Source organism: Dolichospermum flos-aquae CCAP 1403/13F, assembly GCF_012516395.1.
Lineage (GTDB): Bacteria > Cyanobacteriota > Cyanobacteriia > Cyanobacteriales > Nostocaceae > Dolichospermum > Dolichospermum lemmermannii.
Genome location: NZ_CP051206.1, coordinates 2,372,864 through 2,395,971, shown reverse-complemented (window position 1 = coordinate 2,395,971; position 23,108 = coordinate 2,372,864). Strand labels below are relative to the sequence as shown.

Genomic DNA, 23,108 nt, shown 5'->3' with positions numbered 1-23,108 from the left:
CCAACCTACCATAAATTCATACTAAGAAAAAGGTGCATTATGACAAGTACATTAAATGGGAATATCACAAAATCTGATGATATCTTATCACCAGAATTACCAGAAATTACCAATGAAGATTGGTCGGAAATTACCAAAGAATCACTTGATAGTTTACCCCAGGTTTGGACACGGGGACTATTATATCTTTTAGTCTTCATTGTCTCCATAGTTTTACCTTGGTCTTTGCTATCTAAAGTAGATGAAACTGGTACAGGAAGAGGACGTATTGAACCTAAAGATAAAACCGTGAAATTAGATGCGGCTGTAGGGGGAACAGTTGCAGAAATTCAAGTTAAAGAAGGTGAAACAGTCAAAGCCGGACAAACTCTATTATTATTAGAATCGGCATTAGTCAAATCAGAATTACGTCAAGTTCAAGATAAATTGGAAGGACAATTAAACCGAATTTCTCAGTTAAAATCCTCCAAAAATCAGTTAATTGTCTCCTTAGCAACCCAACAACAACAAAATCAATCTCAACAATTAGAGAAACAAGCACAAATTGATCAAGCGCAACAGAATATTAATACCCTAAAAAATGCCTATCAATTTCAGAAAGAAGAAAGATTATCTCAACTTAATCAAGCGCGACAAACCCTAATTAATAGTCAAACTACTAATCAATTAGCAGAGAGTAGTTTATTAAGTAGTCAGCGAGAAGTAAAACGCTATAGTCAACTCAGACAACAGGGAGTAATTCCAGAAATTAATTTAGTAGACAAGCAAGATATCGCTAAGGAAAAGCAAAAATTATATGCACAAACCCAATCAGATGTTCAACAAGCTAAGTTACGTTTAGCAGAACAACAAAGTAGTTATGAGCGGAATTTGCGCCAAGCTCATGCCGATATTGAACAGGCTAAATTGCGACTGGGAGAACAGCAAAGAAGCTATCAAACTTTAACTCTTTCTGGTCAGTCAGCGGTGTTAAAAATCGCCGAACAACAGAAAAGTTTAGATACAGATATTAGTTCTCTCAAATCAGATATTTCTCAAACTAAACGCCAAATTGATTCCTTAAAATTTCAGTTGGGACAGCGGGAAATTAAAGCTTCTGTGAATGGGATATTATTTCAATTACCAATTCAAAAACCTGGTTCGGTTGTGCAGGTAGGGACAATGGTTGCTGAAATTGCTCAAGATAATTCACCCTTAATAATTCGAGCGCAAATGGCAACTACAGATAGTGGTTTTTTGCGGTTAGGATTACCAGTAAAACTCAAATTTGATGCTTATCCGTTTCAGGATTATGGTATTATCTCAGGAGAGTTAATTAAAATTTCTCCTAATACGATAGAAATAGATACAGCTAATGGCAAAGTAGCCGCTTATAACTTAGAAATTTCTCTCAAAAAAAGTTGTATTCCCGCTGCTAATAAATGTATTCCTTTGCGTCCAGGGGATACAGCAACCGCTGAGGTAATTGTCCGTCAGCGACGAATTATTGATTTTCTACTTGACCCCTTTAAAAAATTGCAACAAGGGGGAGTAAAATTGTAGAAAATTTATCGAATTACCTCCCTTAGTCCTCCCTTGTTTCCCTCGTTCCCATACTCTGTATGGGAATGAATTACGGAAGGCTCTGCCTTCATTAATACTAGGTCATGGAGGCAGAGCCTCTAGGTAGCATTCCCAGTCGGAGACTGGGAACGAGAAGGGGGAAAACAATTAATTCAGTCCCCTCCCTTTAGAGGTTGTTTGAAAAGTATTATATGAAACCCATAATCTCCAAAAACCTAACCCCCCTCCCCCCCTTCCCTACAAGGGAATGGGGGTTTTAAAGCCTCTCCCCTGGTAGGGGAGAGGTTTGGAGAGGGGTCTGTTTACACATTAAAAACTTTTAAAACATCCCCTTAGCAAGGGGAGGGTTAGGGTGGGGTATAATTTATGTATTTAAGGAGCAAATTATGTCCGAACCTATCACCATTACCCAATCAGATATTTTACAACAAATTAAATTATCCTGTAAAATACCTGAGTTAGTTGAGCAAATTATCAGCCGAAAAGTGATTATAAATGCTGCGGAAGAAGCAGGGATAAAAGTAGAAGTTGAAGAATTACAAAAAGCAGCGGATTTTCTGCGATTAACTAATGATATGACCAGTGCTAATGACACTTGGAAATGGTTAGAAAAACATAGTTTATCTATAGATGATTTTGAAGATATAGTCTATACTGGTGTGGTTACTGGTAAGTTAAGCAAGCATTTATTTTCTGATCAAATCGAACCTTTCTTCTTTGAAAATCAGCTAAATTATGCTGGTGTGGTCATGTATGAAGTTGTATTTAATGATGAAGATCTAGCAATAGAACTTTTTTATGCAGTCAAAGAAGGAGAAATGAGTTTTTATGATGTAGCTCACCAATATATTCAAGATATAGAATTACGTCGTAAAGGGGGATATTTAGGAGTATTAAATCGTCAGGATTTAAAGCCAGAAATATCTGCTGCTGTCTTTGGTGCGAAACCTCCACAGGTAATTAAACCGATAATTACTTCTAAAGGGGTACATTTAATTTTTGTTGAGGAGATTATTCAGCCGGAATTGAATGATAAATTGCGTCAGCAAATTGTCAGCGATTTACTATTAAGTTGGATCAAAAAACAAGTTAATCAAACAGAGATTAATGTGAATTTCGAGTGATTTAATCACAAAAATGTTCTCGTTCCCATACTCTGTATGGGAATGAATTACAGAAGGCTCTGCCTTCATTGATACTAAATTATGGAGGCAGAGCCTCTAGGTAGCATTCCCAGTCGGAGACTGGGAACGAGAAATTGGTTTTATGCTCTGAGATTACACTACTCAAATTCTGAGATTAAAACAGATCCACTACCCATTTAACGCCTTTAGTAACTGCCCAAGCTACGTCATAAGCAAAGCTAGTTTCTAGTGTTGGTTTACCGCCAAAAATCGAATTAATAAAACTATCCTCTGTTAATTCTTGCAAGTAGTCTGAATTGATATCTAGAATGCTGATTCTACCTTTCATGATGTTAATTTTCTCCACACTAATAACAATTGATTTCTGCAAAACAAGAAGGCAACTTTTAATTAGTTTCCATTCCAAGCATCAGAAACACCTTTTTTAATATCGGACCAATGCTCTATAACATAAACAGCAACAGCACCAGCAGCAACCCACCAAAAACCACCTTGAATTAAATATTGTTCTTCAGCAGTCAGTTCAACAAAGTTTTCACTATGCAAGTCAGCAATTTGAATGCGAGCCATTTTGGTATTCTCCTTGGTTTTAAAAAGTCAAAAAATCTAGAAAAAATCGGAAACTCAGATTATGGTGCAAGATATTAAGTCAACAAGCCGTTGGTGTGGCTACTTGAATTGACAATTCAGAAGCATTGTAATTATCCGTAATTACTTGCGGACAACGCATACAAGCCGCCTTACCTTCCTGTTGCCACCAACGACAATCACGACGTATAGAACAGGGAGGTAATTCCTCTCCTACTGTCGGTAAATTTTCGACAATTCGTGTAGCTAAACCACAATTTTTCCCATCAAAATGTTGACAACCATTTGTGGCACAAGTTGAAGCTGTACGAAATACTTCCGCAGGTGTCACAGGACTAACTTTAGCTATTAGTTCATCTGTGATAGGTTGAGGCTGTTTCAGATAGGCTACACGAGGTTCTGCTACTGTTCCACCAATGATACCGAAAACAAAACTTTCCCCTGGTTCTGGTCTAGCACTGGGGCAGAGTGTAGTTTTTTCAGCAATTTCCTTCATCCATTTAGCCTCCAAATAAGAGGATTTTTATGCCAAATAAGTATCAGTTGGGAGTGCAATTTTTCCTATTGTGATAGGATCACGGATGATTATTCCCAACCAAATGGGTTTGATGAGTCTCACACCGCTTGTGGTAAGAGCTATACCACCAGAAACGTTTTTAGCTTCTTCGTTAGATACAGATGCTAGAGCCTCGTTACGACGCGCTAATGCATTATTAACAGCACTATCAATTAGGTCGTTGATTTCAAGACGATGATTATTCATGTTAATTTGCCTCAGATGTCTGTAGGTGAATTAATTTGTTAGGGTTGTTATTCTTTATTTCCCCACTACATCCTATTCAAAATAAAAACCTCTGTCTAGAGACTTAGACAAAATAAAAGTGACATAATTGTTTCAGTTTTGTCACCTTCAATAGCTTGATGATAACAGCATTTTCCGCACAAATATCCGTAAATTTGCCCTTTTAGGTTGAGAATATCACTAAAAAATAGACAATTACGGACTAAAAATAGCCAAAAAAAGGGACATAATTGCTGCAATTTTGTCACTTTTGCCTATTAACTTAAATATAAACAGATACCCGACTTCTTTAAGAAGTCGGGTATCTATATTAATCGAGGCTGATTTAATGTATTCTTTTGCCAACCCACCTACGCTTTAAATAGGGATTAATCTGATGGAAACTCCAGCAATTTTTCACTCCTATTGCTTTTTTCAGCCAGCCCTAACTATCATTCTCTATGACTTGGAGAATTTTCAGATAAAACTCTTCCACCCTTTTTGCTGCTACTTCACCACTAGCAGCATAGTGATTTAGACCAGGAGAACCATTGACTTCGATGAGCGTATAATCTACCATCGGCATAGTTATATCATGGGTGAGTATATCTACCCCTGTTAATCTTAATCCCATATCTTTAGTAATGTTAATTGCTAATTTTTGAAAATCAGGATGAATCCTTTCAGAAAAATCTACCGCTTCACCTCCACTGGATAAATTAGCACTATCCAAAAGATAGATAATATTATTATGAGGAATCACACTATTCCAATCAATATTTTGCGTTTTTAATTTTTGGGAAATGCGGAAATCATCAAATTTAATCACATTTTTTCTCCCCATGGTCAAAAATTTTGCCTGTTTTTGTTGAAGTAACTCTAAAACATTAGATATCCCATCACCAACAACAAATAAGGGAATTCTTTGATAAGCGGTAATCACCTCATCATCCAAAACAACAATTCTATAGTCATTACCACTATAAAACTTTTCTACAATCAATCCTGATTTAATTTCAAAGATCTTATGAGCTACATCATAATATTCTGCCTGATTATATACCTTAGTCACCAAAATGCCTTGACTAAGATTCAGAGGTTTAACAATTACTGGAAATCCGATTGATTGTGCATAATTAAATCCATCATCAATATTTCTAGGATGAGCTATTTTCGCACATAACTGATCAGTAAAAAATGTCTTACCCTCCGTTACTCGATATCCAAGCTGCTTGAGGAAAAAATTACTATAGGCTTTATCTTTGACTAACTCGGCTGAAGCAAGACCGTTAATATTCAATTTGGCATAACTAAAAACTGATCTTTTCCCGTTTTTAAAAGTAATATGCCCAACTAATTTATATTCTGGTTCAAGTAAAACTACAGCCCCTATTTGTAATGCTACTTTTTGGATGATTGATGTAATTGACATTTTTATTTTGCAAGATGATCTCAAATAATTGAAGTCTGGTATAGTTTATACCAATATTTCTTGTTTTTATTTAAGTTTAAATACTGAATTAATACAGTATATACTTAGTCTGAATTAAATAAAAGCAAAGATTGTCAGAAAATAAGTTGTTGCACCAAGTATTGACAATTTTTAAAATATGTAATAACAAGGTGGCATCATCAATAAAAGACGCTAGTAAATCTTTGGTTAAGAGACATACTAACGCCCTTCACTCAAGTTCTTATGCATAAAATAATCATGCCACAAAATACGGATTACAAAAATAGCACTTTAGAAGATATCACAATTCCTGCGGCAAGAGAAGATAACGCCTACAAAAAAAGGCTGAATGGTTGGGCTGTAGCCCGTATCGTTAGCGAACGGGAAAAAGTTATTGTTTCCCGGTTTCGCAGTCGTTCTGATGCCGAAGGCTATATTCAACACATCCGTCAGATGATTCCTGATACTGTTTTTGAACTTTTCTTTGATTGCCAACGGGAAGAAGTTGTCGTGTAAATTTACGGAATGGCTGACTGGTGCAAGGGAAAAATTATCTTCCCCAACCTCCCCAACCTCCCCTACTTCCCCTACTTCCCCTGCTTATCCGAACAGCATTGAGTCAGCAGCCCATTGTGCTTGAGTAAAGCCTTGGTACTGGGTTCTCGTCCCCGGAAGGTTTTAAAGACATCCATGGGATGCTGACTGCCACCTAGTGCTAAAACCGTATCTCGGTAACGTCTGCCAATGGCGTGGATTGCGGCTTCATCTTCTAAGCCCGCTTCTTCAAAAGCAGCAAAAACATCAGCACTGAGAACCTCAGCCCACTTATAACTATAGTATCCGGCTGCATAACCCCCTTCAAAAATATGACCGAAAGCACATAGAAACGCATCCTCCGGCAATGGTGGTAATACAGTTGTTAACTTAGCAATGCGGTGTCGCAGATCTGTCACGGTTTCCTGACTATTGGGAGAATAGCGGTAGTGTAATTCCAAATCAACACTACTAAAATCTAGTTGCCGCAACATAGTTGAACCGCTCATGTAATTACGTGCTGCCAACAATTTTTGGTAATAATGCTCTGGTAATGATTCCCCTGTTTGATAATGTTTAGCCATACCAAACAAGGTTTGGCGGTCATAGCACCAGTTTTCCATAAATTGGCTCGGTAATTCCACAGCATCCCACTCAACATTATTAATACCTGCTGCTCCCAGATAATCCACCTTAGTCAGCATATGATGTAAGCCATGGCCAAATTCATGGAACAATGTCTCCACCTCATCAAAAGCCATCAAACTCGGATTCCCATCCACAGGGGGAGTTTGGTTACAAATCAAATAAGCTACAGGGAGACGGATAGTAGTCAAATCATTTTCTGTAACTTTCCTCCGGTGAATGCAAGCATCCATCCAAGCCCCACCCCGCTTTTCTGCGGGACGGCTGTAAGCATCTAAGTAAAAATAAGCAATAGGTTCACCATATTTATCAGCAATTTGGAAATAACGCACATCCTCATGCCATATTGGGGCTTGGCCATCAGCCGGTGTCACCGTCACCCCAAAAAGCCTTTTTACTAGCCCAAATAGCCCATCTAGGACTTGAGGGAGGGGAAAATAGGGCAGTAATTCTTCCGCAGTAAAAGCAAATTTTTCTTCCCGTTGCCGTTCAGCCCAAAAGCTAATATCCCAATGTTGTAAATTTTCAGCTTCTGCTGCTCCCTTAGCTTTAGCAAAGGCCTTGAGTTTTTCTAAATCTTTGACAGCAGCATGATAACTAGCTTGACGGAGTTCTTCTAATAGTTTTTCGACAGAGGCAACATCTTTGGCCATCTTACTAGCCAAACTCAGTTCAGCAAAAGTCTCAAAGCCAATTAATTGAGCTAGTTCTTTTCTTAACTCTAAAATACGGATAATCAAAGGATTATTATCTAATTCCCCAGAAGATGCCCTGGTAATATAAGCCTTATAGATTTTTTCCCGTAAATCCCGCCGGGTACTGTGCTGCATGAACGGGAAATAGCTAGGAAAATCTAGAGTAATATGCCACGGTCCATGTTCTGGTGTAGCATTTTCTTCTCCAGCCGCCCGCGCAGCTTGGGCTGCAAGACTCAACAAACTACTTGGTAAGCCATCAATGTCATCGTGGGTGGTGAGAATTAAAATAAAGCCTTTAGTGGCATCTAGAACGTGATTAGCAAATCTAGTCGCTAGTTCTGCTAATTCCATTTGGATATTATTAAACCGTTCTCTGTCTTTGCCTTCTAAACCAACACCGGACAATTCTGCATCTCGAATTGCCGCTTTGATAATTCTCTGTTGGGCTGAATTTAAAGTTTCCCAGGTAGGACTATGGCGAATTGCTTTAAAAGCATTATAAATAGGTTTGCTTTGTCCCAGGATATTCATAAACTGAACTACTTGCGGCTGTACCTTTTCATAGGCAATACGTAGTTCTGGACTATTTTTTACACCCATTAAATGATTTAGGATTCCCCAACTCCAATTTAGCCGTTCTGTCAATTTTTCTAGAGGTTCTACTAAGCCGCTCCAAGTAGGCTCTATATTTGCCTCTAAGTCAGTTAATTGCTTTTCAAGTTCTCCTAACAGATAACTAAAAGCTGGTTCGACTTGCTCCGATTTAATAGCCGCAAATGCGGGTAAACCACAGCTTTGAAGTAGGGGATTCTGATAAATAGTAGCAGTTGCACGCATGGTAATGAGTTAATAGCCGATGAATTAATTGGGAACAACGATTGATTTTTCTTTATATAACTAATAATTTAGCGTTACGACAAAATTTCGCATTGCTAGAATGGCAATCTTACTAAACAGAATACAGAAGTTAGGAGATTATGAGCAATTAAGTACAGTTTTATACAATAAATAATTGAATTTACCTCAATTCTTATGCCAGTTATACAAAAAAGTTCATTGTGATAGCGTAGCGTAGTGTGGCGTAAACCATCCTCCTGCAACTTTTAACAACTGAATTCCTGTTTGATAACTGAGATACATCATCCAGAAGCTAAAAGCAGAATTGTAGCAATTATTTTCAAAATAATGACTTTTATTTTGTCGAGTTTTGTGGTGATAATTCACCATAATCAATTTTGAATACTTAATAAAGTTATGAAATTTTGACTTTCTGTTTTGCTGACACTGCGCTAGTGTTGTTAAGTTGTGCTAATACATGAGCAGAACTTAAAACTAAAACAGTTGAGTACAAGCAAGGAAGTACAGTATTAGAAGGATGTCTTGCTTATAATGATGCTATTGAAGTTAAGCGTACTTTTGCTAAGTAATATTTTGTGGGTTTGAACACTGATTATATCTGTAAGGGCTGGTAATTGGTAAAATTATCATCTGTTACCTGTTACCTGTTCCCTGTTTTCTCAAAATTATGTCTCATCTTCCCCCACTAAATACAGAAACAATTTGGGCAATCATTAATGATAAAATTGATGATGATACTGTAAAAAAATTATTATGGTATCACCAGGGTTATCGCTATAATCCCATTACAGACACATGGACTAATAGTGAAGTAGCACCAACCTGGAGAGATGAATATCCACAACCACCGGATTTTATTGATTCTCGTCCAGCAATTATGAAATTGACTCGTTCTATTCCTCCAGAAAATAAACAGGCTCTCAAAGAAAAACTCGGTTTTAAAGGTTACAAAATTGGTGAATTTGGTCCGCGACAAACTCGCAGAGCCACATCAGCAAATTGGTTATTAAGTTATATGTTAATAACCACTGGTAAAATTGAGTAAAGTTACTATATTTAGTAATTTTCCAAAAATATCCCCTGCTTCTCTAAGGTTGGGGATAGGAGCTTTTTATCTAAATTTCTGGATTAAATTATTGTTTTATGTCCAAATGTTATGGAAATAACACGGACTTATCTTGTATTTTTCTGAAAAACTGTGTATATTAATATATTCAACCCTTGCATAGAGTAATCTGATCTAAATTTGTGCAACTTGTTTTTTTAACAAACTACTTTAGGCTTAAAGAGAATAAAAAACGTTTTCACAGATATTTGAGAATTACTACCGTATAACACAAATCCAGAGATTTCTGCTATGATCCACAAATTAATTAACACTAACATTAAGAGTTCTCATGTTTTACCAACTCCTAATGAAGTGAAGGCAAAATTACCTGTAACGAAAACTGCTGAAAATACAATTTTAAAATTCAGACAAGAAATAGAACATATTCTAGATTTTCAAGACCGACGTAAATTCATTGTCGTCGGTCCTTGTTCAATTCATGATCCAAAAGCAGCCATAGAATATGGAGAAAACTTGCTAGGTTTAGCCGAAAAAGTTCAGGATAAACTGCTGCTAATTATGCGGGTTTATTTTGAAAAACCCCGAACTACAGTAGGCTGGAAAGGATTAATTAATGATCCAAAAATGGATGATTCTTTTCATGTAGAAGAAGGAATTTCAATTGCCAGGAACTTACTATTAAAGTTGACAGAGTTAGGATTACCAACTGCCACAGAAGCACTTGATCCCATCATCCCTCAATATATCAGTGAATTGGTATCTTGGTCAGCAATTGGCGCAAGAACCACCGAATCACAAACACACCGAGAAATGGCCAGTGGTTTATCTATGCCGGTGGGGTTTAAAAATGGTACAGACGGGAATATTCAAGTTGCCGTAAATGCGCTTAAATCAGCGAACACACCCCATCATTTCCTGGGTATCAATCAAAAAGGACAAGTGAGTGTATTTCAAACTAAAGGAAATGCTCATGGCCATGTAATCTTGCGTGGAGGAACTCAGCCTAATTTTGATGCAGAGAACATTAAACTAGTAGAAGAACAATTAAAAGCAGCCAACTTATCACCAAGAATAGTTGTTGATTGTAGTCATGGTAATACCAACAAAGATTATAGATTACAATCCATAGTCTTTGAAAATATTATTCAGCAAATAATAGATGGCAATAATTCCATCGTCGGCATGATGCTAGAATCGAACTTGTACGAAGGTAGCCAACCGATAACCGGAAAACGAGAAGACTTGCAATATGGTGTTTCCGTAACAGATAAATGTATCAATTGGCAAGAAACAGAAAGAATTATTTTGGCTGCTCATGCTAAATTGGCGTAAACCGACAGCATTTTTCATGTATTTACACCATAAATAGATATACCTCTTCCTTTGCGTCTTTGCTCCTTTGCGTCTCTGCGCGAAACAAAAACAAAATGTAGTTGCGCTTTAATTCCAAGTGCAGCTACATGACAAATACAAATGGGATTGGTGCGGATCGAACGCACGGCCTAGCGCTTAGGAGGCGCTCGCTCTATCCAACTGAGCTACAACCCCAAGAATGAACCAAATATTATCATAGCAGTATTTTTAGTGAGACTGCCAAACTCTCTAATCTCAAAATAACGTAGTATACTGGGGTTAATCGTATTTAACCGAAAGATGAAATACCTAACCCCAGAACAAGTTTACAAACAATTTGGCTATCACCCTAAGACAACGGCAGAATGGGCTGACTTAGGGAAAATAGAATGTATCCGTTCCCCTGGGGGACATCGGAGATATCCAGAGTCAGCATTCATCAAAACAGTCTCAATGGATAAAGAGAGGGTTCTTTATGCCCGTGTCAGCACAAAAGCCCAGTTGTTAGACCTTGACACACAAATAGATTTTTTAGGTAAAACCCACATTCCGCACCCCAAACTGTCACAGATCAAAAAAGCCCTTAAAGTAGTACATAATAACTAAAGTCAATTCAAAAATTAAGATGCTTAATGATAATAAATAGCATTAAAAGCGAAATGGTGTGAGAAAGTGAAACTTGGTAACAAAAGAAAAAAATGAGGCGATAACCAAATAAGAAATAATTGATAACAACAGAAGTATGAGAGGAAACTGTTGTGAAATTAAAACCTCAAGAAATAGAAATTGAGAACATAGACCATCTAGGGATAGTAGCAGGAATCATAGATTCAATCGGAATAGTAGAAATAATAAATGAATTAATAGGAGTCGAAAAAGACGAAAAAGTAAATGCAGGTCAAGTAGTAAAAGCCATGATAATAAACGGGTTAGGATTTGTCTCCAAACCGCAGGGGAAACGCATCTAATTTTTTTTGACAAAATGTAACTTCTATGAATAGATAAAAAGGGCAGTATTACCATGTTAATATCAAGCCAATAAATGAGTATGAAGAAAATTTGATGGTAAATTCGTTTCTATAAGAATCAATAAAATGAGTTGAAGTGGTATTCTCAATAAAACTAAAGAGACAAAATTCACAAAATGAAGCTACCACCAAAAATCACAATAGTAGATCACTTTAAAGATTTAGAAGATAAAAGAGTTGAGAGAACAAAAAGGCATAAATTAATAGATATAGTAACCATTGCGATTTGTGCAGTGATCTGTGGAGTAGATAGTTGGGTATTGATGGAGGCTTATGGAAAAAAGAAAGAAAAATGGCTAAAACAATTTTTAGAACTTCCAAACGGGATTCCATCTCATGATACATTCGCCAGAGTATTTGCGAGAATAGATCCGCAACAATTTCAGAATTGTTTTTTGAGTTGGATAAAATCTATCAATAAAATTACAGAAGGAGAAGTCATAGCAATAGATGGGAAAACATTAAGGCATTCATATGATAAAGGAAAGGATAAAGGTGCGATTCACATGGTAAGTGCATGGGCAACTAGTAATAAATTAGTATTAGGACAATGTAAAGTAGAAGAAAAGTCAAATAAAATAACAGCCATACCGGAATTAATTAAAGTATTAGATATAGCCGGATGTTTAGTAACGATTGATGCGATGGGGTGTCAAAAAGAGATAGTAAAATCAATTGCAGAAAAATCAGGCGAATATATTATCGCACTCAAAAAGAATCAAGGTAATTTATATAAGAATGTAGAAGAAATCTTCAAAGAAGCTATATCTAAAGGGTTTGAGGGATTCAAATATAGTGAATTTCATACAAAAGAAGACAAACATGGAAGAGAAGAGATTCGTCATTATCTCATGTTATCAGACATAGAAGAAAGAATAGATACTGATAAGAAATGGGTAAATCTTCAAAGTGTAGGAATGGTAGAATATATACGAAAAGTTAATGGAAAAACGAAGGTTGAGACAGGCTATTATATAAGTAGTTTGACAAATAATGCGAAATTACTAGGAGAATCAGTCCGCACTCATTGGGGTATAGAGAATTCATTACACTGGGTTTTAGATGTAGCTTTTAGAGAAGATGATTGTCGGATAAGAAAGGATAATGCACCACAAAACTTTGCAGTTATTCGTCATATAGCAGTTAATCTTTTAGGAAAAGAAAAAAGCCAAAAACTAGGAACTAAAAGTAAGCAGTTTTGTGCAGGATGGGATGATGAATATTTAGAGAAGATTTTAGAATGTATCTGATAAAAATCAGAAAATATAGACAAATATAAATATAACCAATTTATTTTTCTGTTGATTCTACAATAGAATCTATATTTTTGATGCCAAAAAATATAGATATTAATATATAGAACTGAACAAAATAAATCCATCATTAAAAATAAATAATTACTCTAAATTTATGAAATTTTTATAATTTTAATAAAGGAATTTATCAGATTTTGAATGAAGTTAGATATTTTCCCATATTGATGCACTAATATAGTATTCTGTCAAGATAATTTAGATGCGTTTCCCCTGGGAGAAACATATTTCTAATTGGAATAAGGACAGAGATTTTATCTTGAGTCTTTTACCAGATGATTGTTTACGTTACTATCAATTAGTCAGCTAATTATCATCTCTATCAATTTAATTTCTCTTGTAAAGATGAGCTAATCTCTTTGATTTATAGCTCCATTTTACTATGTCTATAATTTCGTTTTTTACTTTAATTGATTAGTCTAACTTATAATTGTTTCTTGAATATCTCCTTTCGCTTATTCATTGACCTCTCCAGGTGGTGTGCATTCTTATTGCTTCTTATTGAGAATAGATTTTGATGACATTTTTGGTGATTTACTGTTTCTCAAATGCCTTTTTTCACTTTATCTGTTTGTTTTGATGCTCCCTTTGATTTTCATCTCCGTAATTTCCCTCTGTAACATTTTGGGGTGCGGAATGTGGGTTCGAGAACTATTTTTGGCAATGACCGATAATTTATCTTCCAAATGCTTCGCCCCTACTAACAACTGACAACTGACCAATTAATCTTTTTCTGGTAATTTAATACTACTTGTACCGTTGGGATTAGTGACTATCTCCCCTCCTAAAGCTTCAATTTCCCGAATGGCTCGTTTGCGAGTTTTTTGATCAACTTTATTATTTAAAACCATCATCCATGTAGAAATACGGGCTGATTTACTATCTGGGTTTTTACTGAGAAACTCAGCGGTTTTTTGAGAACTAAATGCTGCTTGCTTACTTTCCGCGTCAGTATAAGTGTTAGCCCACTCTGCGGCTTTGAGAAAAGATGTTTGGGCTGCTTGAGCATTACCTAGAAACAATAACTCATCTGTGCCTTTATAACGCCAGATATAATAGGATTTTTTGGGTAATTGTGGAGATAAAGATTTTAATCCTTTGTCCATTAAAGCTATAGATTTTTCTGGCATCCCACCGTATAAAGAGCTACTTACAGAAAGTCCTAGGTAAGCGTCTAGAAAACGGGGGTCACGTCCTAAAATAACTTCAAAATATTCTGGACTGAGACGATACCCTGTTCTATCTCTGGCTTCATCATCGCCAAAGAATTGCAAAAAATCAATATATACCCAATCTGCAATCAGGTTTTTATAACTAAAACTAGGTACATTTTTCAGTAAGTTCAAGCGAAGACTTTCTTTTTTGAGGTCTTTTTCCAGAGTTTCAACAGAAATAGATTGTTGACTGGTTAATAGTTTTTGCAACTTTGGTATTTGCATTAAGCTAATACTGGTAATACACAAGCAAACGACTAAAGGTGTGGTAATAGCTTCACGAGATAAGAACATACTGTTACTAATTAAAAATTCATAAAAATTTAAAATGAGGATAGTCCCTCAATTCTATTATTGTTGCACCAATTGGCAACATTTTTGAGCTATTGCCCAATCTTCTTGAGTTTCTATGGCTAATACTCGCACGGTTGAATCAGATGTGGCAATATCAACATCAATAGGTTGGTGCTGGTTTTTATCAGCATCAATTTTTAGTCCCAAAAATCCCAAGGCTTCACAAGCAGCTTGACGGATTCCTGGGGAGTTTTCGCCGACTCCAGCAGTAAAAACTAAAACATCTAAACCTGCTAAACTAGCCAACATTGCCCCGATACCAGCCCGGAGACGATGTACGTATATATCCCAAGCTAGTTGAGCGCGTTGATTACCTTGGTCTTTTGCGGCTATCACCTCCCTTAAATCACTCGATATTCCAGAAATACCTTTTAATCCAGAAGCCTTATTTAACACATTATCTAATTCTTGACTAGAGTAATTATACTGTCGCAGTAAATAAATTAAAATCCCTGGATCAATTGAACCACTGCGGCTACCCATCATTAAACCATCTAGGGGAGTAAATCCCATTGTTGTGTCAATACTGCAACCATTTTTGATGGCGGCTAAAGAACAACCATTACCTAAATGACAGGTAATTATCCGTAGAGATGGTAAATCTTGACCAAGAATTTCCGCTGCTCGATTTGCACAATACTGATGACTGATGCCATGAAAGCCGTAACGACGGATACCTTGTTCAACTAATTGATAGGGGATAGGATAGATGGCTGCGGCATCGGGTAACGTGTGGTGAAATCCGGTATCAAAAACTGCAATCTGGGGGATATTTCCCAGACTATTTTCAATGGCTTCAATGCCAGCTAAAGCGGCTGGATTATGGGCTGGGGCTAGATTACATAGGTGAGCGATCGCCTGTTTCACATCTTCAGTAATTATCACAGCATCTTGGTAGTCTTCACCACCATGTACTACCCGATGTCCTACCGCATCTATGGCTAATAAATCATCAATTACCTTGGTTTCACCATTGATAAGAGTAGATAACAAATGAGTAAATTGCACCTGTCGAGAATCACCAGAAATGGTTTCTTGCAGTTTTGCACCTGTAGCGGTTTTAACTGTAATTTCTGCCTGATTTTGGTCCTGAATCCAATTTATTTTCCCTTCCCAAAGGGGTTGGGGGGCTACATTAGGAATTGGGGATGTTATATCATATAAACAACTCTTTTGGCTGCTAGAACCGGCATTGAGGACGAGTATTTTCATAAATTCAAACTTAGTATGGTGATTTTATTTTTTGGGTGGAGTAAAACCAAACTTTGTAAAAATCCAGTGATACCATTCTTGATGAGTAGTAACAAAAGTTAAAGCTGATTCCAAATCTATCTCTAAATCTTTATTATGAATACTGATAATTAGATCATAAATCAAATCAAAGAGAATTCTATCTTCTTTATTGAAGAGAACAAAATTCCCATTAGCACTGTTTTCTAGTTGTTGCATTCTTTCTTTACCGACTTTAGCAGTAATGCCTGGTTGACGTTCATCTCTGATTAAATAAAATTGGCTTTGAGAATTATTAATAACTAATTCATTGAAATTACTAATCCGACTCGTAAAGGGAGTACCACTAATTTCTAAAAAAGCAATTACATGATACTGATTTCCTCTTTCAATAACAATATGTTCTGGTAATACCTTTTTCCCTAAACGATATTGGCTTAATTTAAATGACTGGATATGAGTTAAAGCTTCAGCAATATTTTTCAATTTACCAACATCATCACCATCACTAATAATAGATGGATTATGATATTTTTGTTCTAACTCAATTCTATGTTCATTCAGATATTCAATTACAGGATTTACGGGAATTGTAGTTTCACCAGATAAATAAGTTGCTAATCTATTCTGTAAGTTGCTTAAATCAACAGCATTAGGTGATTGTATAGCTTGAATTAGCTGACTTAAAACTTCCATTGATGTTTGTTGCTGTTGCTGTAAAAATTTTAATTGCTGTTCTATTTTTTCATTACTATCTAATTCCCGAATTAGTTTTCTTTCATCTGGTAAAGAAATTCCATTAACTCTATAATCATAGTATTTAGCCGCCCGATTTAAAGCCGCACGAATAGGTTTTTTACCTAAAATATCATCTAAATCTTCAGGTAAAAATAACTGTTCTAGGGTAATATCTACTGTTTGTATTTTCACCTTGAGAATAGATTTAATTTCCGTTTCTGTCGGTTGACGTAAAGAAACTTGATATTGAGATACTCTACCAATAATAGATTGATCAAATGTTGTTTGAAATTTTTCCCACCTATCAGGAAATAAATTCAAGATAATTAAACTATTGGGAACATGAGTGAAAATTTCTTTGATAGCTTCCCCAAAATTCAACAAGATTTCTTGATTGTGAGGAAGTCCTAAACCTTCTAATTGATCAAAAATAATAATTAAAGGTTCATCTAAAACAGATAATTTACCTAAAACTGAAATAGCTTCTAAAGAAAAAGCTTCTTTACTAATTTCTTCTCCCCAATTTGGTAAACCAACGGTTTCAGCTTCTTCGTCAGTTAAAACATTTCCTGCTAACCAACGAGTGCTAATATTTCTATATTTATAATCTGTATAACTGCAATATTTAACCATGCCTTTAATGATAGATAAAGCAAAACTACCCGGAGCATAATTACTCATCCACCATTCATTAATCGTCTTTTCTATATATTGCCAATATTCTCGTTTTCGTTGTGTATTTTCTTTACTTAAAGCACTAATACTATTATCTTCTAAATCATATAAGGCTTTTAAAATATCTATATCTTTTTGTGTAACATCTCTATCATTAAGACTAACTATTTTCCGAAAAGTGTTAATAATTAAAGAGTATAATTGAGGTAAATTTCCGGCTTTCTCAACTAGGGATTCTAAAATTCTACTATAAATATGATAAAGTACAAATTGGGCATTATTCGGTTGACGAATAAATAGTAATCTATTACTTGATAATCTCTCATTAGCAAGTCGCATCATTAAATGAGTTTTACCAGTACCTGGTTCTCCAATAACAACTACACCTTTACTCTGATGATTAGGATCTAATTTAATATTATTTAAAGCAGTTTGTAAAGTCTGGAATTCTCGATGATAAGTATCAGTATAATCTGGATGATGTTGAAAAGGAGTATCAACTCGACTACTAGTAAAGGGATTAGGTTGTTTTTTGAGATTTTCTAACATTATCTTTCTATAAAGATGATAAGTAAATTTGGCATCATAACTAGCGGTATGTGCCATATTCGGCAGAAAATATTGATTATTAGCTCGCAGATTCAAATATTTACTCAGATACTCTAAAGAATAACTTTCTAAATTTGGAAAACAGTCTTTTGCCAAAATCCAAGTACAATCAAATTGTAAATTTTGCCAAGGTAAATCAACTTGTCGAAAACTATGCTTGAGGATATCAATATCATGTTCTGCATAGTGACAGATAATTTTTTTACCTTCAACAACAGTTAAAAATTCTGTTAATAAAGTTTTGAGACTTTTGAGATTTAAAACATTTTGAAACCCATGGGAATTACCATCACAAAAACCTTCATAAATTAGCACACCTTGACTATCAACAATAGCTAATTCAGTTAAATTAGGATTTCCTTCAGTATCTAAAACAACAAAATCCATATTAATTTACTTATAAGTAGATAATCTTAACACCTATAATAATTATATCGTGAACACGAAAAATTGCTGGCGTTGCTGAATTGAAGTAATTTCTCAAACTCTTGCTCCTTGTGCCTCTGCGTGTTAGCGAAGCCCGATAAAATCATCCTGTCATTCACCAACGCCAAATTGTAAAATTAGTTATTACCTACGTTTACCAGAACGACGTGGAGTAGGAGAACTAGAACCAGGCTTTTTATCACCTGCTGCTGTGCGTGAAGAAGGCTGTCTAGGTGATTTTGAAGAAGCAGATTTAGGAGCAGAACGACGAGTTCGCTGATTCCCACCACCAGAAGGAGCTTTGCGTCCATTGGGAATTGGTTCAGCCTTAATTTCCGGGTTGACTCCAAAACCAGCCACCACTTCTTTCGGTAAACGCTGCTCAATGAGTTTCTCAATATCCGCTAACAAATGATGTTCATCAACACATACAAGGGAAATCGCTTGACCTTCCGCCCCAGCGCGTCCAGTCCGACCAATACGATGCACATAATCTTCTGGGACATTAGGTAAATCGTAATTAATAACGTGAGGTAATTCACTAATATCAAGACCACGCGCAGCAATATCCGTTGCTACCAATACCTGCAAAGTCCCATCTTTAAACTTAGCCAAAGCGTGTGTTCGCGCTCCCTGACTCTTATTCCCGTGAATAGCCAGGGCTTGAATGCGGTCTTCACCCAACTGCTTCACCAACCGGTCAGCGCCATGCTTCGTGCGGCTAAACACTAATACTTGATACCAGTTATTTTCCCGAATCAGATGAGAAAGTAATTGCCGCTTGCGATCGCGGTCAACATGATAAACTTTCTGTGATATCGTTGCCGCAGTTACGTTCCGACGTGCTACCTCAATCATTGTCGGGTTATGTACTAACCCAGCCGCAAGAGTTTTCACCTTATCTGAGAATGTCGCAAAAAACAGCAAATTCTGGCGTTGTTTAGGCAAAAGCGAAAGAATGCGGCGAATATCATTAATAAAGCCCATATCCAGCATTCGGTCTGCTTCATCCAGTACCAACACTTCCACACGGGACAAGTTCAGAGTCCCTTGTTGAACATGATCTAACAATCGTCCTGGGGTGGAAACCAAGATATCTATGCGGGTTCGCAATTTCTGTTTTTGGGGACCAATACTGACTCCCCCAAACATCACCATTGAATTCAGATTTAAGTATTTACCATAATCACGGACACTTTCTTGCACCTGTGCAGCGAGTTCACGGGTAGGAGTTAGAATTAACGCCCGAATTGGGGAAAATCCAGTAGAATGACTGGGAACGTTCTTATTTGCAGATAACCGATGTAACAGCGGCAAAGTGAAGCTGGCAGTTTTGCCTGTACCAGTTTGCGCTCCAGCCATAATATCACCACCAGCCAATACCACAGGAATAGCCTGTTTCTGGATTGGTGTGGGTTGACTATATCCCCGCTCAGTGACAGCACGGACAATTTCAGGGGACAAGCCGAGATTAGAAAAAGACATAGAACTCCAAAAATAACATCGGCCTGTCGCCACTCACGGCTTCAGTCTTAGGCGGACGAATGGTTTAAAATGCTAAATGGGCGGTAAGCACCAAGACTAGGAGCAAATGCCACAGTCAACCATCATAGCAGAATTATTGTTAAATCTGAAACTATGTTTAGTATGAAGTTAATTTCCAGAAGAAATTAAATATCCGCTTTCTAAAACCTTTGTAGAGACGTTCCATGGAACGTCTCTACTTTTTTACCAGATGTGCCATTCTCAATAATTAGAGAATCACTATTGTTGGCTGGCTTTTTCCCTTAACCAAACTTCTAAATCACCAACTTTTGAAAAATCTAATAATACATCTCCTAATGATTCCAATTCATCAATAGATAATCCTTGAATTTGCTCTATTACAGATAATCCAAGTTCCCCAAATCGGCGCTTTAATAACCGGAGAATTATCTGTTGTTCTCCTTGTTGTTCTCCTTGTTGCTGTCCTTGTTGCTGTCCTTCTTGTCTAGCTTTTTCTCTGTCTTCTTGATAAAGCGGTGCTAATCTCATCACTAACTCCCTATCATCTGTTTCTATTTGTTGATTAATGTTCAAGTTTTTTTGGAGGTTGTATAGCAATTCTAGCGTCACTTTCCGAAATGGATGATTTGCCGGTAGTGCTGCTAATTCATCAATTGCCTGTTTTTGAACTGTGCCACGTCCCAATACTCTCAACCACAATATACCCAACTTCATCAATTACATCTTCAGGAAATTCTAAAAGTTCCTCTTTGGCAGAATTTACCCAAATAACTGTTTTAGGTGTATCATTAATCATTTTATATTATCTACCTTCTACAAATTTACTACCTCGGTTTAATTCTGTTTCAGCATATTTTATTAAGTATTGAATCATTTGTTCACGATCTATTTTATCTAATTCTTTTTTTGGTTTATTTAAAAACAGTTTGTTCATTTGTTTAAGTTCATCAATCGTCATTGTTTCTAACTTTTTATTTAGCTCATCTTTTCCATGCTCTTGCAAGTATGCAACTGGAATAATAGGAGGTTCATACTTGTTACTTCTTGATTTTGTATGTACTGTTTTTTGCTGAATATTTGGTAATGGGTTTTTAACATCATTGCTTAATTCATTAATTTTGTTAATTATCAATTCTTGATTGTCTTGAATATCTTTAATTTGTGAAGTTTGTGCAGTTAGAAATTTTTGTAATTCTGTGATTAATTCAAAAACCTTAGGTAAGGTAATATCACAGTTTGCATCATTTTCTATCTTTTCCTGTTCAGGGTTAATTTGTTCATTATTTCCACTCACATTAGTTTTAGATAAATCCTGAACAAAATTATTTTCTGATAATGGCGATTCCTTAAATTGTTCGTCGTTTTCATCTGAATTTATCTTGGATAAATCTTGAACAAAATTATTTTCTAATGATGGTGATTTGATTTTATTATCTGTCAATTTTTTATTTTTATTATCCCGATTATTTTTATTTAGCATATTCAATAAACTCCTTAGTCATTTTAATTACATATTGATTCAAATCACCATAACCATACTTTTTTTTAAAGGCATTGGTGTTTAATTCCATATCAAAGTCCATAGCTTCTGCAATCTGATTAGCTTGTGGTATGTAGTTTCTAAAAATGGGTGCTGGATCTAGATTTACCTTCCTAAAGGTATCGTTAAATCTTGTGGGTAATTCATAGGCTATCACATTATTATGTCTAGCTGATGTTTTTTGATATTTAGTTATTACAAGCCCTAAGCATCTAATATTAAAATTGCGTTTCCCTGCAAATGTATGAATACTTTTAATAATTTGAGGCAAGCCATATATTGACAGTTTATCAGGAATTGTTGGGATTAAAAAATAATCACTAATCTCAATTCCATTTTTAGTAATGTTTCCTAAGTTCGGTGGACAATCTATCAAAACATAATCATAATTATTCAAATAAGGCTTGATGAAATGTTTCAATACTGCAACCGGAGCTATAGTCCCTTCTGTTTTCTTAGAAATTTCATCAAGATTATCTTGAATATCAATTAATTTAATACTTGAAGGTAATAAGCTTAATGTCTTTAGTTTTAAATTGGAAACACCTTTTTGAATTGCTTGTTGAACTTGAAAATAAGATGTGTCATCTAATTTATCCTGAAACATTTGAAATACAGTTTGTTTTTTTCTATCTAATTCATCCCATTTTTCTTCACCAATCAGAGCAATAGTAGCATTAGTTTGAGGATCAAGGTCTATTACTAATACATTCTTACTAAACTGACTAGCAAGACACTCAGCTAATTGAACCGTAGTAGTTGTTTTAGCGACTCCACCTTTGAGATTAATTAGACTAACGACTTTAGCGGGCATAGTTTCAATTTACAAGTGGGTTTAGAATGGATATTTTGAATCTTACGACACATCCTTCATTGTATATGATAGCACACAGTCTTAGTTAAAGAGTTCATGATGGCTACTTAGTGAGAGAATTATATATAGTGGTTGTCAGTTTGATAAAAACATATAGTGTTAATAAAACTTAGATACCAAATCACGTTCAACCCTGTTCCCTGCTTTTTTGAAACACTTTGTAAACTATGGCTGAACTACCCAAAACCTTAGAAGATGCGATCGCTCAATCAACTGAAGCGGTAAAATCAGCTTTAGCTGATGGTATGACTCGGATTCAAGTTGAGTTATTATTTCCAGAACTCAAATTCATGACAGTTGCAGAACAGTTTCTTCCCCTGTTCACTGAATATGAATCCCGTCTCAAAGTCTTCTTTGCTGATGCTGGTGCGGCTGCATTAGCCCGTCGTGATTGGACAGATGCCCAATTCCAAATTTCCGATATTGGTACAGGTAGGGCTGCATCTTTAGAAGCGAAAATTCAGCCAGAAGATGAAATTTTCCTATTTATTGCTCCCACCTCTGTAGAAGTCCCACAATTAGAAAAGTTGTGTGAACTGATTGGGGAACGTCCCGTCATCATGTTAACACCCAGGCTAGAAGATTCCAGCGTAGTTGGTATTGGTTACACAGCCAGAGAAACCCGTCGTCGCTTCATTAGTACCATCGAATCTTGTTACTATATCCGTCCTGTAGATGATGAATCTGCCCTTTTCCGCTGCTACCCTGGACTATGGGAAGTATGGCTAGAAACAGCGGGTGAATATCAAAAAGTTGCCGAACTCCCTAAAAAACCCTCCGGTGATGAATTAGACGCGATTCTCATGGGGGGACAAAGGGAAAACACTACGGACGCTACACCTACGAGAAAACCCAGTGTGTTTAAGAGTTTGCAACGGTTTATCAAGGCTTTGAGCAGTTAGGATTACGAAGTA

General features: G+C 36.1%; 22 protein-coding genes, 1 tRNA gene and 2 pseudogenes. 9 read left to right on the top strand and 16 right to left on the bottom strand.

The features are described 5' to 3' along the window. Positions 1 to 39: 39 nt before the first annotated feature. Positions 40 to 1,542, top strand: coding sequence for a beta-barrel domain-containing protein (locus HGD76_RS11870; protein ID WP_168695897.1), 1,503 nt, complete (start codon positions 40 to 42; stop codon positions 1,540 to 1,542). A 407-nt stretch (positions 1,543 to 1,949) separates the two neighbouring features. Next, a complete protein-coding gene (locus HGD76_RS11865) occupies positions 1,950 to 2,687 on the top strand; it encodes a peptidylprolyl isomerase (protein WP_168695896.1) in 738 nt (245 codons plus the stop codon). A 175-nt stretch (positions 2,688 to 2,862) separates the two neighbouring features. On the opposite strand, the gene HGD76_RS11860 is transcribed toward HGD76_RS11865, so the two are convergent. The 5 genes from HGD76_RS11860 to HGD76_RS11840 all read right to left on the bottom strand — a co-directional run bounded on the left by HGD76_RS11860 (position 2,863) and on the right by HGD76_RS11840 (position 5,509). Then, positions 2,863 to 3,036, bottom strand: a complete 174-nt coding sequence (locus tag HGD76_RS11860; protein WP_168695895.1) for a hypothetical protein — start codon at positions 3,034 to 3,036, stop codon at positions 2,863 to 2,865. Between the two features lie 62 nt (positions 3,037 to 3,098). Next, complete coding sequence (locus tag HGD76_RS11855) at positions 3,099 to 3,278, bottom strand: hypothetical protein (protein ID WP_168695894.1); 180 nt, start codon at positions 3,276 to 3,278, stop codon at positions 3,099 to 3,101. A 79-nt stretch (positions 3,279 to 3,357) separates the two neighbouring features. Beyond that, positions 3,358 to 3,792, bottom strand: coding sequence for a hypothetical protein (locus HGD76_RS11850; RefSeq protein ID WP_015078325.1), 435 nt, complete (start codon positions 3,790 to 3,792; stop codon positions 3,358 to 3,360). 27 nt (positions 3,793 to 3,819) lie between these two features. Further along, positions 3,820 to 4,059: a hypothetical protein gene (locus HGD76_RS11845; protein ID WP_233467190.1), complete on the bottom strand. Its 240-nt coding sequence runs from the start codon at positions 4,057 to 4,059 to the stop codon at positions 3,820 to 3,822. A gap of 463 nt (positions 4,060 to 4,522) precedes the next feature. After that, on the bottom strand, positions 4,523 to 5,509 hold the full coding sequence (locus tag HGD76_RS11840; protein WP_168695893.1) for a cyanophycin synthetase: 987 nt from the start codon (positions 5,507 to 5,509) through the stop codon (positions 4,523 to 4,525). Positions 5,510 to 5,788: 279 nt separating this feature from the next. Between HGD76_RS11840 and HGD76_RS11835 the strand changes: the two genes are divergently transcribed. Then, positions 5,789 to 6,046, top strand: a complete 258-nt coding sequence (locus HGD76_RS11835) for a hypothetical protein (RefSeq protein ID WP_210967773.1) — start codon at positions 5,789 to 5,791, stop codon at positions 6,044 to 6,046. A gap of 71 nt (positions 6,047 to 6,117) precedes the next feature. On the opposite strand, the gene HGD76_RS11830 is transcribed toward HGD76_RS11835, so the two are convergent. Continuing rightward, positions 6,118 to 8,244 (bottom strand): M3 family metallopeptidase, encoded by a 2,127-nt coding sequence (locus tag HGD76_RS11830; RefSeq protein ID WP_168695892.1) that lies wholly within the window; start codon positions 8,242 to 8,244, stop codon positions 6,118 to 6,120. Between the two features lie 216 nt (positions 8,245 to 8,460). Further along, on the bottom strand, positions 8,461 to 8,634 hold the full coding sequence (locus tag HGD76_RS11825) for a hypothetical protein (protein WP_168695891.1): 174 nt from the start codon (positions 8,632 to 8,634) through the stop codon (positions 8,461 to 8,463). A gap of 298 nt (positions 8,635 to 8,932) precedes the next feature. Between HGD76_RS11825 and HGD76_RS11820 the strand changes: the two genes are divergently transcribed. Continuing rightward, entirely contained in the window at positions 8,933 to 9,310 is a 378-nt protein-coding gene (locus tag HGD76_RS11820) for a DUF1823 family protein (protein WP_168695890.1), read from the top strand. 312 nt (positions 9,311 to 9,622) lie between these two features. After that, a complete protein-coding gene (locus HGD76_RS11815) occupies positions 9,623 to 10,666 on the top strand; it encodes a 3-deoxy-7-phosphoheptulonate synthase (RefSeq protein WP_168695889.1) in 1,044 nt (347 codons plus the stop codon). Between the two features lie 142 nt (positions 10,667 to 10,808). Here HGD76_RS11815 and HGD76_RS11810 read toward each other — a convergent pair. Continuing rightward, a tRNA-Arg gene (locus HGD76_RS11810) sits at positions 10,809 to 10,882 on the bottom strand. 105 nt (positions 10,883 to 10,987) lie between these two features. Between HGD76_RS11810 and HGD76_RS11805 the strand changes: the two genes are divergently transcribed. From HGD76_RS11805 to HGD76_RS11795, 3 genes and pseudogenes are all read left to right on the top strand, one after another. Next, positions 10,988 to 11,293: a helix-turn-helix domain-containing protein gene (locus HGD76_RS11805; RefSeq protein ID WP_168695888.1), complete on the top strand. Its 306-nt coding sequence runs from the start codon at positions 10,988 to 10,990 to the stop codon at positions 11,291 to 11,293. 152 nt (positions 11,294 to 11,445) lie between these two features. Further along, positions 11,446 to 11,634 (top strand): annotated as a pseudogene (locus HGD76_RS11800) (DUF4277 domain-containing protein); the annotation flags it as partial. 197 nt (positions 11,635 to 11,831) lie between these two features. Beyond that, positions 11,832 to 12,965: an ISAs1-like element ISAsp2 family transposase gene (locus HGD76_RS11795; RefSeq protein ID WP_168695887.1), complete on the top strand. Its 1,134-nt coding sequence runs from the start codon at positions 11,832 to 11,834 to the stop codon at positions 12,963 to 12,965. Positions 12,966 to 13,591: 626 nt separating this feature from the next. On the opposite strand, the gene HGD76_RS26260 is transcribed toward HGD76_RS11795, so the two are convergent. From HGD76_RS26260 to HGD76_RS11755, 8 genes and pseudogenes are all read right to left on the bottom strand, one after another. Continuing rightward, positions 13,592 to 13,735 (bottom strand): hypothetical protein, encoded by a 144-nt coding sequence (locus HGD76_RS26260; RefSeq protein WP_168694545.1) that lies wholly within the window; start codon positions 13,733 to 13,735, stop codon positions 13,592 to 13,594. Positions 13,736 to 13,750: 15 nt separating this feature from the next. Continuing rightward, complete coding sequence (locus HGD76_RS11785) at positions 13,751 to 14,536, bottom strand: hypothetical protein (protein WP_168695886.1); 786 nt, start codon at positions 14,534 to 14,536, stop codon at positions 13,751 to 13,753. Positions 14,537 to 14,593: 57 nt separating this feature from the next. Then, complete coding sequence (locus HGD76_RS11780; RefSeq protein ID WP_168695885.1) at positions 14,594 to 15,808, bottom strand: acetate kinase; 1,215 nt, start codon at positions 15,806 to 15,808, stop codon at positions 14,594 to 14,596. 24 nt (positions 15,809 to 15,832) lie between these two features. Next, complete coding sequence (locus HGD76_RS11775; protein WP_168695884.1) at positions 15,833 to 18,235, bottom strand: exonuclease domain-containing protein; 2,403 nt, start codon at positions 18,233 to 18,235, stop codon at positions 15,833 to 15,835. Between the two features lie 183 nt (positions 18,236 to 18,418). Further along, positions 18,419 to 19,759 (bottom strand): DEAD/DEAH box helicase, encoded by a 1,341-nt coding sequence (locus HGD76_RS11770; RefSeq protein ID WP_168695883.1) that lies wholly within the window; start codon positions 19,757 to 19,759, stop codon positions 18,419 to 18,421. Between the two features lie 279 nt (positions 19,760 to 20,038). Further along, a pseudogene (locus HGD76_RS11765) lies at positions 20,039 to 20,479 on the bottom strand (DUF4351 domain-containing protein); the annotation flags it as partial. Positions 20,480 to 20,582: 103 nt separating this feature from the next. Next, entirely contained in the window at positions 20,583 to 21,260 is a 678-nt protein-coding gene (locus HGD76_RS11760; RefSeq protein ID WP_168695882.1) for a hypothetical protein, read from the bottom strand. Next, a complete protein-coding gene (locus HGD76_RS11755; protein WP_168695881.1) occupies positions 21,250 to 22,134 on the bottom strand; it encodes a ParA family protein in 885 nt (294 codons plus the stop codon). Before HGD76_RS11755 ends, HGD76_RS11760 begins: the two co-directional genes overlap by 11 nt. 227 nt (positions 22,135 to 22,361) lie before the next feature. On the opposite strand from HGD76_RS11755, the gene HGD76_RS11750 reads away from it, so the two are divergent. Continuing rightward, entirely contained in the window at positions 22,362 to 23,096 is a 735-nt protein-coding gene (locus HGD76_RS11750; RefSeq protein ID WP_015079556.1) for a DUF1995 family protein, read from the top strand. The last annotated feature ends 12 nt before the right edge of the window (positions 23,097 to 23,108 follow it).